12 protein-coding genes are annotated in these 10,136 nt (G+C 41.1%); 9 read left to right on the top strand and 3 right to left on the bottom strand.

The window, feature by feature from the left end; genetic code table 11:
• The 9 genes from tnpC to AAEZ22_RS10200 all read left to right on the top strand — a co-directional run.
• The coding region (tnpC, locus tag AAEZ22_RS10240; protein WP_352297173.1) for an IS66 family transposase at positions 1 to 1,153 on the top strand (1,153 nt) is incomplete at its 5' end.
• 460 nt (positions 1,154 to 1,613) lie between these two features.
• A complete protein-coding gene (locus tag AAEZ22_RS10235) occupies positions 1,614 to 2,546 on the top strand; it encodes a CHAD domain-containing protein (protein ID WP_352297170.1) in 933 nt (310 codons plus the stop codon).
• A 26-nt stretch (positions 2,547 to 2,572) separates the two neighbouring features.
• A complete protein-coding gene (locus AAEZ22_RS10230) occupies positions 2,573 to 3,472 on the top strand; it encodes a DUF350 domain-containing protein (protein WP_011326767.1) in 900 nt (299 codons plus the stop codon).
• 4 nt (positions 3,473 to 3,476) lie between these two features.
• The gene (locus AAEZ22_RS10225; protein ID WP_011326768.1) at positions 3,477 to 5,198 is read left to right on the top strand and encodes a polyamine aminopropyltransferase; all 1,722 of its coding nucleotides are present in this window, start codon (positions 3,477 to 3,479) and stop codon (positions 5,196 to 5,198) included.
• 79 nt (positions 5,199 to 5,277) lie between these two features.
• Positions 5,278 to 5,691 carry a YjfI family protein gene (locus AAEZ22_RS10220; RefSeq protein WP_011326769.1) on the top strand — a complete coding sequence of 138 codons (414 nt, stop codon included), beginning with the start codon at positions 5,278 to 5,280 and terminating at the stop codon, positions 5,689 to 5,691.
• Between the two features lie 24 nt (positions 5,692 to 5,715).
• A complete protein-coding gene (locus AAEZ22_RS10215) occupies positions 5,716 to 6,408 on the top strand; it encodes a PspA/IM30 family protein (RefSeq protein ID WP_011326770.1) in 693 nt (230 codons plus the stop codon).
• A 74-nt stretch (positions 6,409 to 6,482) separates the two neighbouring features.
• Positions 6,483 to 7,121 carry a DUF4178 domain-containing protein gene (locus AAEZ22_RS10210; protein ID WP_011326771.1) on the top strand — a complete coding sequence of 213 codons (639 nt, stop codon included), beginning with the start codon at positions 6,483 to 6,485 and terminating at the stop codon, positions 7,119 to 7,121.
• Entirely contained in the window at positions 7,118 to 7,438 is a 321-nt protein-coding gene (locus AAEZ22_RS10205) for a hypothetical protein (RefSeq protein WP_041454305.1), read from the top strand. The genes AAEZ22_RS10210 and AAEZ22_RS10205 overlap by 4 nt, the downstream gene beginning before the upstream one ends.
• Positions 7,439 to 7,493: 55 nt before the next feature.
• Positions 7,494 to 7,679: a hypothetical protein gene (locus tag AAEZ22_RS10200; RefSeq protein WP_011326773.1), complete on the top strand. Its 186-nt coding sequence runs from the start codon at positions 7,494 to 7,496 to the stop codon at positions 7,677 to 7,679.
• Between the two features lie 25 nt (positions 7,680 to 7,704).
• Here AAEZ22_RS10200 and AAEZ22_RS10195 read toward each other — a convergent pair whose 3' ends face one another.
• The 3 genes from AAEZ22_RS10195 to AAEZ22_RS10185 all read right to left on the bottom strand — a co-directional run bounded on the left by AAEZ22_RS10195 (position 7,705) and on the right by AAEZ22_RS10185 (position 10,131).
• The gene (locus AAEZ22_RS10195) at positions 7,705 to 8,109 is read right to left on the bottom strand and encodes a hypothetical protein (protein WP_350594700.1); all 405 of its coding nucleotides are present in this window, start codon (positions 8,107 to 8,109) and stop codon (positions 7,705 to 7,707) included.
• A 10-nt stretch (positions 8,110 to 8,119) separates the two neighbouring features.
• Positions 8,120 to 8,641 carry a hypothetical protein gene (locus AAEZ22_RS10190; protein WP_011326775.1) on the bottom strand — a complete coding sequence of 174 codons (522 nt, stop codon included), beginning with the start codon at positions 8,639 to 8,641 and terminating at the stop codon, positions 8,120 to 8,122.
• Between the two features lie 113 nt (positions 8,642 to 8,754).
• The gene (locus tag AAEZ22_RS10185) at positions 8,755 to 10,131 is read right to left on the bottom strand and encodes a class II fumarate hydratase (RefSeq protein WP_179807272.1); all 1,377 of its coding nucleotides are present in this window, start codon (positions 10,129 to 10,131) and stop codon (positions 8,755 to 8,757) included.
• Between the last annotated feature and the right edge of the window lie 5 nt (positions 10,132 to 10,136).

Genomic DNA, 10,136 nt, shown 5'->3' with positions numbered 1-10,136 from the left:
AATGGGTGAAGATAAGTCAGAAAAGCTTGAGTTCATACCCGCTAAAATCAAAGTGATTGAGCATATTAGGCCTAAATACGCCTGCCGTCACTGTGATAAATCCTCAACTCAGACACAGATTAAACAAGCCTCAATGCCTGCCATGCCCATCAACAAAGGCATTGCAACCAGCAGTTTGCTCAGTCAGCTTATCACCAGTAAATACCAATACGGGTTACCGCTGTATCGCCAGGAAGCGATGTTTAAGCAATACGGTATTGAACTCAGTCGACAGACCATGAGCAGCTGGATAGACAAATCAGCCACACTCTTCGCGCCATTAGTTGAACGGCTTAAAGCCGAGCTGTTAAGGCAACCCACGCTGTTTGCCGATGAAACGCCATTAAAGGTGGTGAAATCGGACAAAGTAAACAGTTACATGTGGGTGTATTGCTCGGGTCGAGATTCACCAGACCCGAATAATCCTATCCCTAATATCGTACTTTACGACTTCCACAATAGTCGCGCGGCCGCCTGCGTGGTCAATTATCTTGATGGATATCAAGGGTACTTGCACGTGGATGGCTATCAAGCCTATGCCAGAACAGAGGCAACCTTAATCGGCTGCTGGGCGCATGCTCGTCGTAAATTTATCGACGCGAAAAAGCTACAAGGTAAAAACAAAACCGGCAAAGTGGATGTGGTATTGAGCCTTATCCAAAAACTGTACGGCGTTGAGTCACGCATCAAAGATAAAAGTGTGGATGACAAATATACGGCAAGACAAGAGGTTAGCCTGCCTATTCTTAGCAAGCTAAAAATATGGCTTGAGCAGGATCAGCCAAATTTAGTGGGGAACAGCAAACTGATAGAGGCAGCTAATTACCTGGCAAATCAATGGCACAAGCTCATACGCTATGTTGATGATGGCCGACTTAGCATCGATAATAATAGAGCAGAACGCGCGGTAAAACCGTTTGTGATAGGCCGAAAGAATTGGTTATTTAGCCAAACGGCTAACGGTGCCCATGCTAGTGCCACCCTTTACAGCATTGTGGAAACCGCCAAGATAAATGGTCTAATCCCATTTAATTACATCTGTGCTTGCCTTGATGAACTGTGCCAGCCTGAGCCCGATATCGACAGCTTGTTACCCTGGAATTTTAAAACATAGGTGTAGTTCGCTAGACGCTCACGAATAATGTACACAAGTCTCCCGCGTAGGTTGGGCGAGCGTAGCGACACCCGACACTCAAATCATAAAAACATCACCACTAGCCAATGAATGTGGGGTATTTACACTGTGACTTTCTACCGCTGTGGGCACTACGAGATTACCAGGTTCCAAATTGTAGAAGGCCCGAATTTAACGATTCGGGCTTTTTTACGTCTGCAGAAAAGTGAAGATGGGTGAGTGATGTACACAAATCTCCCACGTAGGTCGGGCGAGCGTAGCGACACCCGACGATAAAGAGCATCAAAAATAGCTCAAGGAGACTGTAGCCTTTAACGAGTCGTTGTATTCTCAAGCTAGAAATTCATTTTTAAAATCATTTTGTTGCAACTTCACTGTTGGTTTAATAAGTGACCTGTGTAAAACTACTGAGGTTAATTCAGTAAATCAGGTGACATGAATGTCAAATATTAAAGCTTGGAAACTTCTCAGCCTGTTTTGTTTGTTTGCGGTGCTTATGGGTTGCCAATCTAAAGAAGAGCAACTGCAAAAAACAATTCAAGAATCGATTAAAAAAGCGGAGGTTGAGCTATCACAGCTAGGTACTGCGCTTGATAATGGTAGTTTGCGTAATGCATTATTACTTAAAGAATACGGTGTTCAGCTTAAAAATCAGCAACCAGAACTTTCAAAAGTTGTTGATGTCATTACCCTTGACGCCACTCGTCAAGGTGCACTTTATAGTGGTTTAGCACAGCGACTTAAAGATATTAAGGGCACCTACCTTATTCCTCCTTACGAAGATACTTTGCACAGTATTGACTTATTGCGCGAAGCTGCAAAGCCTACGTTATTTTCAGATGCGTTAACCGATCCTATTAATATGCTTGCGGATATGTCTAAAGGTAATTTAGCGCGTATTGGTGCTATTAGTCAGCAAGCTGAAGGCGCTGGAGTTGGTAACCAAATGGTGGGTAATCCTAATTATGGTAACTGGCAATCTAACAGCAATGGTACTAGCTTTTGGCAATGGTACGGTATGTATCGTATTTTAGGGGATGTATTCAATCGTGTTGAATATGGTAGCTGGAGCCGAGGTCGTAAATATAGTTATTACAACGATTACGGCCGCACGCGCTACTCAAGCCCAAAACAAATTAAAGCGCAGAGCACGCTAGAAACACGTACGCGTCAATCATATCAACGCCAAGGTAAGCAGTTTACTAGCCCTTATGCGAGCAAAAAAACGGGGGCGTCAGGCTTAAGCCGAAGTAGCTACACACCACCTAAAAGTCGCAGTAGTTATTCTCGTTCGAGTAGTTATAGCAATAACTCGGGCTCAGTTCGTAACAGCGGTAGTAGAACCTCTCGTGGCGTGAGCCGTGGTAAGTAAAAGAATAAAGTTGGAGTTAGAGTAATATGTATGAATTTAATGGAATAACAATGTGGTCACTACAAGCGCTGGCGATTGATTTTGCAATTATTGTTTTGCTGTTTGTGAGTCTTAAATATATTAAGGGTTGGGTATCTAACCTGCATGCTAATGATGAAATTACTGAGCGTGATAACTTTGCATTTGGTATTAGTTTTGCTGCGGGTTTAGTTGCATTGGCGATTGTGCTTACAGGTGTAAGCAGCGGTGCTTTTGCAGTGTCATTACAGCAAGAAGCTCTGCAAATGTTGGGCTATGGTGCACTGGCTATTTTACTTATTAAGCTTGGGCATTTCTTTCAAGATAAAGTTGCGCTGCGTAAAGTGAGCTTACATAGCGAAATAGTTAAAGGTAACGTGACTGCGGCTGTTATCGACTTTGGCCACGTTGTTAGTGTCGCCATTGTAATTCGCTCGGCATTGCTGTGGGTGGCTACCGACGGTTGGCATGGTTTACCAATTGTGGTTGCTGCTTTTGTTATTGGCAGCCTAGTGCTGTTGTTAGTGAGCCAATATCGCGTACAGCTGTTTAAGCGCACCAATAAAAGTGGTGATTGCTTACAACAAGCAATTATTGATGGCAACTTAGCCGTGGGTATTCGTTATGCCGGTTTTTTAATTGGCAGCGCATTAGCCATTACCGCAGCAACGGGGATTGCGCCTTATGTAGCCGATAATATTAATGCGAGTTTGTTGTACTGGGCTATAAGTGCAGTAGTTAGTTTACTGGTATTTATTATTTTGCACTTAGTGACAATTAAAATAATTTTATCTGGCTGTGATATTTCAGATGAAGTGAACCGTCAAAAAAATGTGGGTGTAGCCGCTATTTCTGCAGCGTTATCATTTGCGGTAGGTATAACTATGGCAACACTATTAGGCGCATAATCGAGTGTCATCAACTATAAAAAGCCCAAGTAAATTTAGTTTACTTGGGCACGATATTTTACTTATTACCGTTATGGCCGTACTCGCAGGGTGTGGCCTTATTTATGAATACTTACTGTCTCATTATGCGGGGCGGGTACTTGGCTCAGTAGAAAGCGCTATTTATGCGATGATCGGCACTATGATAGTAGCAATGGGCATTGGCGCATTTTTAGCACGTTGGTTTAAAGATGCATTTACCGCCTTTGCTTGGCTAGAAAGTATAATTGCTTTGATTGGTATGGGCTGTATTTTAGCCATTGCCGGCGTTATTGCTGTTAGCTATTCACTGCCGCATATGTTTTCGAGTATTTTTAATTTACCTCCCGACGTAGTACTCAATGGCTATGTATTTCAAAAGCTACAAGAGTGGTCGCGTTTTTTACCCTATGTATTTGGCCTTATACTTGGCTTGTTTATTGGTATGGAAATACCGCTTATCGCGCGTATTCGTCAGCATGTTTATGGCCGTTTTTTAGAAAATAACGCAGGAACAATTTATGGTGCCGACTATATAGGCGCCGGAATTGGCGCGGCTATTTGGGTTAGCATTATGTTGTCTATGCCCATAATGCAAGCAGCCGCGTGGACTGCGCTGTTTAATATAATTGCTGGGCTTGCTTTTTTATGGCGGTATCACACCTATGTACGCTTTGCCAAACTGTTATTAGCGTGTCACCTGTTATTACTAGTATTATTTGCGTTTATATTGGTATTGGGCAGTAGTTGGATGGATAACTTGAGCAATGTTTTATACAAAGACAAGGTTATTTATTCTCAAGCCACTAAATATCAACATGTGGTACTAACCGAGCGGTTAAGTAAAAATCAGCCGCAGCCAATAACCGATTTATACTTAAATGGGCGCTTACAGTTCTCTAGTGTTGATGAGCAAATATATCATTCAATGTTAGTTTACCCGGCTATGTTGGCGTCAAACCGTCATGAGCGGGTACTGATCATTGGCGGTGGCGATGGGCTGGCACTTAGAGATGTTTTAAAGTGGCCGGTGAGCAAAGTAACCCTGATTGACCTTGATGGGCAATTGCTTAATTTGTTTGGCCATAAAGATGCTGAATTTACTTCGCCTGAAGATATTAGCCAGCGGTTGTTAAGCCTTAATAGCAAATCTATGCATGATCCGCGTGCAGATATTATTGTTGGTGATGCCTTTTTAGAAGTTGAAAAGTTGCTCGATCAGGCAAAGCAATTTGATACTATTTTAATTGATTTACCTGACCCTAATCATCCCGATTTAAATAAAATGTATAGTGACTACTTTTATAATCATGTACGCCAATTACTAGCACCAGATGGCGCAATGGCGGTGCAGTCAACTTCGCCTTATCATGCTAAAAAAGCCTTTTTAAGTATTGCTAAAACGGTTAAAGCGGCTGGATTTGAATATGTAGAGCAGTATCAACAAAACATTCCTTCATTTGGACAGTGGGGCTGGACTATAGCTACCAAAATGGGGCAATCGGCTAGTGGGCGAATCAACGATGTAACCGCAATGCCGATACCATCAAGGTGGATCAGTAAAGAATATTTACTGGCTAGTTTTATTTTTCCGAATAATTATTTCGAACATATTAAAGATATTGAAGTCAATAGGTTAGGCTCTGGCCAGCTGTACGATTATTACCGTACAGCATGGCAAATAGAAAGCGAGTTGTATAAAAACTAATAAAACATGGTTGACATAATATGTCGGCCATGAGAATCTTAACTCAGACATAATATGTCAAACGACAAAAGGCAGAGACATGGAATTAAATGAACTTTCAATAAAATTAGCTTCTTTTGAAACAGAAGGCGCTAACTTTGAGTCTTTCTTGATTGCTAATCCAGGTGAGCAAGATGTATTACAAGTCATTGTTGATGAAAATGATGAGCTTCCAATTTTTGTTACGCAAACACAAGAGCAGTTATTATGCATTAGCTACTTGTTTGACGAAGATGAAGTTAAGCCGGAATTACGTAACGAGTTAAACGAAACATTACTACGTTTAAACGTGCCAATTCCATTAAGTGCATTTGCTAAAATCGATAATAAATACGCGATTTTTGGCGCACTGTCGGTAAATTCATCATTAGATGACATTACCCACGAACTAGTGACATTAGCCGATAATGCTATTGATGCACTAGAAGCCGTGACCATGTATTTAAACGATTAGTAGCGATTTAGTGGAGTTAAGATTATGAGTATTTTAAAAAAATTATTTACAGCAGTACGTGGCGGCGCGCGTGAAGCAGGCGAAGCAATTGTAGATAAAAACGGTATCCGTATTTTTGAGCAAGAAATTGCAGATGCACAAAATGCTTTGCACCGTGCTAAAAAAAGCCTAACAGAAGTTATGGCGAAAGAAATGCAAACTAAGCGTAAAATTAGCGCTGTAGATGCATCTATTGCTGAGCATGAAGCTTATGCTGGGCAAGCGCTGGAAAAAGGCAACGAAGCTTTAGCATTAGAAATTGCAGAAAAAATTGGCGAGTTTGAAGCTGAAAAAGCAGAGAACGAACAAGTATTATCTGGTTTTAGCAATCATATTGTAGCGCTTAAACAGCAAGTTAAAGAAGCTGAAAAGTCGATTAAAGAAAACCAACGCCAGCTAACTATGGTTAAAACCACAGAAAGCGTGCAACAAGCTACTATGGCTGTAAACAGCACATTAAACACTAACAGCTCGTCTATGACATCGGCTCGCCAATCACTTGAGCGTATTAAGCAACGCCAGCAAGACCGTCAAGATCAGTTAGGTGCAGCTAAAGAGCTTGAAGCCGATGTAAACGGCGACGATTTAAAAGCGAAAATGGCAGAAGCCGGAATTGGCGACAGCAGTCCAAAAAGTGCTGATATTTTAGCGCGTATTAAAGCCAAGCAAAATAGCTAATAATTACGTTCATATTTAAAAAGGTAACCAGGCTTTAGCTTAGTTACCTTTTTTGCTTAGAAGGCAGCCTTCCTATGTTTAATTTTTTCAAATCTAAAAAAGAGCCAGAGCGTCAGCTTAATCATGCCAGTGAGCTTAAAAAAGGTGACATGTTTACTGTCATCGATTCATTTGCTTATCCAGCGTGGTTAAAAGGGCAAACTCTTCGCGTTATTGATATACAAACCTACCAGTATCAACACAGTAGTGACACTGAGTTTGTGTTGGAAAGTGACAGCGGCCAAGTGGTATTTTTACAAATAGAGCAAGAAGATGGTGAGCAATGGGCTAACTTTTCTATAAAAGTACAACGTGATGAAGTAGAAGATATATTTGGCCTTGATCAGTTTGCGCGTATTTTTGATGAAGAGTCTTTAACGCATATCACAGTGCAAAATATACCAGAGCGTTTTACGCAGTTTTTAGCTAACAGCTATCAGCAAAGCGAATCGCCATTTGTGTGTTATTTTCATAATAAAGACTATCGCAATCAAGCTCTTCCACGTTATGAGCAAGAAGGTGGTGAGCTGTGTGAAATGATTTGTTTAGAGTCTGATGATAAAGGCTTTGGTTTAAATATTGAGATTTGGGATGGTGGCGAAACCGAAGTATCGCTTACCTTAACGCGGCCAATTACCGACATTGTTGACTTGTTTCCAGGAGACGCTAAGTGAGTGATGCTAAAGAAAAGTGGTTACGCCAAGAGCAGGCAGTGCGTGCCACGCAAATGGCATTTGATCTAAGTAGCGAAGTACAAAAGTCGATAAAAAAGCAAGCGATTGATCAAGAGCTAACACCTTCAGATATGATCCGCAAAATACTCGGTTTGGATGTAAAGTCTAAAAAAACCCGACAGCGTCTATCGTTTAATTTAAACGACGATGAAATAGCACAGCTTGCAAGCCGTTTTGATGTGCAAAGTGATGATAAGCGCGTAGTAAAGCAACGCGTTGCAGAACTTTTGATTGCTCATACAAAAAAAATTAAGTAGTTTTATGTTATAGACGCTATGCCCTTAAACTAAAAAGATAAAATAACGAGTTGCCGTGAATATAATTTTAATTGCTTACTTACTAATTTTTGCATTATTTGGTACTGCGGCAAGCTACTTTGTGCGTTTTATTTATGCGTATTGGGTGCTTAACAAAATGCCAATGCACTATATTATTAAGGCGGGGATTTGTTTAGTAATGGTGGTAATTATTTCAGCGTTAATCCCATATTTAGGATAACGCTGAAATTAAATTGTTTGCAGCATTATTTTATTTCAAAAGGTTGGCATTGCTGATTAATACATAGTGATTGTACTTCAAGCACTGATGGGCAGTCAGTTAAGCCTTGTGCCTTATTTAGCGTGTTTTCTTGTGCTGTTATTTGCTGTGCAATCTGCTCAGCTTGTTCTTGTTGGGTATTAAGTGTTGAGTACACCGCATACTTACTTGGCCCACCGCACGCACGCGCACCTACTTCAAGCACTTTACATTGAAAGCTAGCTGTACAGCTATTGTTACTAACAATATCGTTAAGTTGACTATTAAGACTCGCTAAACTCGTTCCGTGATCATTGCTTGACGATGTTGTGCTAGCACAGCCGCTCAGTAACAAAATACTAGTAGCAATACTTACAATTGATAGTTTAATTGCTGATGGCAAACAACTCATAACCTTATCCTTAAAATACACTTACTGCTGAGCCTTCAAGTTTAACACATTTATTTTCTACACACTGCGTGCTTGGCGCAGTTAAATGTTGGCAAATACTGACCATTTGATTTTGGGCATTATAGTTACTTTCAAAAGTAGTGATTTTTTTACTTAATGCAGTGACTTGCTCAGTTGTTGCTGTTGTCGTTGAATACACTATATAACTACTTGGGCCGCCACATGCTCGGCTACCTACAGCTTCTACTTGGCACTGCGTACTGCTATCACATTGTTTATTAGCAATGAGCGTATTTAATTCATTTTTAGCTGTTTTAATGTCATCAAGAGTAACTGTTTTCATGGCAGTATTTGATAGTTTTTCGGCTGGGGCATGTAATTCTGCTTTGTTACTTTTTTGCAGTTGTTGTAGTTTTTGCTGCGATGGCGTTGTTGCTTCGCTGGCAGTTGTTTTTTCTGTTTCTGCTACGGGGTTATCTAAACAAGCGGTTAAACACAGTGGTAAAAATATAGCTAGCAATGGTGTACGCATAACAAATCCTGATAGTGGTGAATTATTCACCACTATCATACACTGTGCATTTGTTACGGCAATAAAAACTCTATTATCAAGCAATTAAAGCCGTTATTAATTACTGTGAATATTTACAGCCCGCCTTGGGTTAACTTGCTGGGGTTAAGTAGCTTTTCGAGCTCGCTGCGCGATAAATCAGTTTCTTGCTCGGCAACATCAATAATTGGGCGAGCTTCTTTATATGCTTGTTTCGCTATTTTGGCTGCTTTTTCATAACCGATCACCGGATTTAGCGCGGTTACTAAAATAGGATTTTTAGCCAGTGCCTTATCAATATTTAGCTGATTTACTGTAAAGCTAGCAATGGCTTTATCTCCCAGTGCTTGGGCGCTATTAGCGAGTAACTCTATACTTTGTAAAATATTATAAGCAATTACCGGCAGCATTACATTTAGCTCAAAATTACCTGCTTGGCCGGCAACGGTAATTGTAGCGTCGTTACCAATTACTTGGGCGCTCACCATAGCTGCCGCTTCGGGGATCACTGGGTTTACTTTGCCGGGCATAATAGATGATCCGGGTTGCAGTGCTTCAAGCTCTATTTCACCTAAACCAGCTAATGGACCAGAGTTCATCCAGCGCAAGTCGTTGGCTATTTTCATTTGCGCTACAGCAAGTACTTTTAATTGCCCTGAAAGCGCGACAATGGCATCTTGCGAACCAATATTGTAAAAAAAGTTACTGCTAGGCGTAAATCTAATACCTACGTTGGCACTGAGATTATTAGCAAATAGCGGTGCAAATTGTGGATCGGCATTAATACCTGTTCCTACAGCGGTACCACCTTGCGCTAGTTCGCAAACACGCTCTAGGCTATGCCTTATACCAGCCGCGGCATGGTTAATTTGCGTTTGCCAGGCACTTAGAGTTTGCCCAAAAGTAACCGGCATAGCATCCATTAAATGAGTGCGGCCGGTTTTTACTATAGCGCCAACCTCGGCTTTTTTGTGTTCTAAATGCTGTGATAGTTTTTCTAGTGAAGGGAGTAATTCGTACACCACATTTATTGCGCTGCTCAGGGCAATGGCAGTAGGGATCACATCGTTAGAGCTTTGCCCCATGTTTACATCATCATTAGGATGAATGCTTTCATCGCCTAGCCGGCTTGCTAAAGTGGCAATCACTTCATTGGCATTCATATTTGAGCTAGTACCCGAGCCAGTTTGAAATATATCGACCGGGAAATGCTCATAATGGCTACCATCAATAATTTCTTGGCATGCTTGCTCTATTGCTTTAGCTTTAGTTTTGCTTAGGTGCCCAAGCTCAAAGTTGCTCTGCGCTGCCGCTTGTTTAATGTAAGCAAGGGCGGTTATAAACTGCTTAGGCATAGCTAAACCACTGATGGCAAAATTATTCACAGCGCGCTGAGTTTGCGCTTGATATAGTGCATTAGCAGGGACTTGTAACTCGCCCATGCTATCTGATTCTGTTCTAAACTGAGTCATAATAT

The sequence above is a fragment of the Pseudoalteromonas sp. 20-MNA-CIBAN-0454 genome (assembly GCF_040308685.1).
Lineage (GTDB): Bacteria > Pseudomonadota > Gammaproteobacteria > Enterobacterales > Alteromonadaceae > Pseudoalteromonas > Pseudoalteromonas nigrifaciens.
This window is presented reverse-complemented; position numbering and strand designations above follow the sequence as displayed.

Coding starts and splice junctions, on each gene's coding strand:
- AAEZ22_RS10235 (WP_352297170.1), top strand. CDS start 1,614: ATGTCAAATATTAAAGCTTGGAAACTTCTCAGCCTGTTTTGTTTGTTT.
- AAEZ22_RS10230 (WP_011326767.1), top strand. CDS start 2,573: ATGTATGAATTTAATGGAATAACAATGTGGTCACTACAAGCGCTGGCG.
- AAEZ22_RS10220 (WP_011326769.1), top strand. CDS start 5,278: ATGGAATTAAATGAACTTTCAATAAAATTAGCTTCTTTTGAAACAGAA.
- AAEZ22_RS10215 (WP_011326770.1), top strand. CDS start 5,716: ATGAGTATTTTAAAAAAATTATTTACAGCAGTACGTGGCGGCGCGCGT.
- AAEZ22_RS10210 (WP_011326771.1), top strand. CDS start 6,483: ATGTTTAATTTTTTCAAATCTAAAAAAGAGCCAGAGCGTCAGCTTAAT.
- AAEZ22_RS10195 (WP_350594700.1), bottom strand. CDS start 8,109: ATGAGTTGTTTGCCATCAGCAATTAAACTATCAATTGTAAGTATTGCT.
- AAEZ22_RS10190 (WP_011326775.1), bottom strand. CDS start 8,641: ATGCGTACACCATTGCTAGCTATATTTTTACCACTGTGTTTAACCGCT.
- AAEZ22_RS10185 (WP_179807272.1), bottom strand. CDS start 10,131: ATGACTCAGTTTAGAACAGAATCAGATAGCATGGGCGAGTTACAAGTC.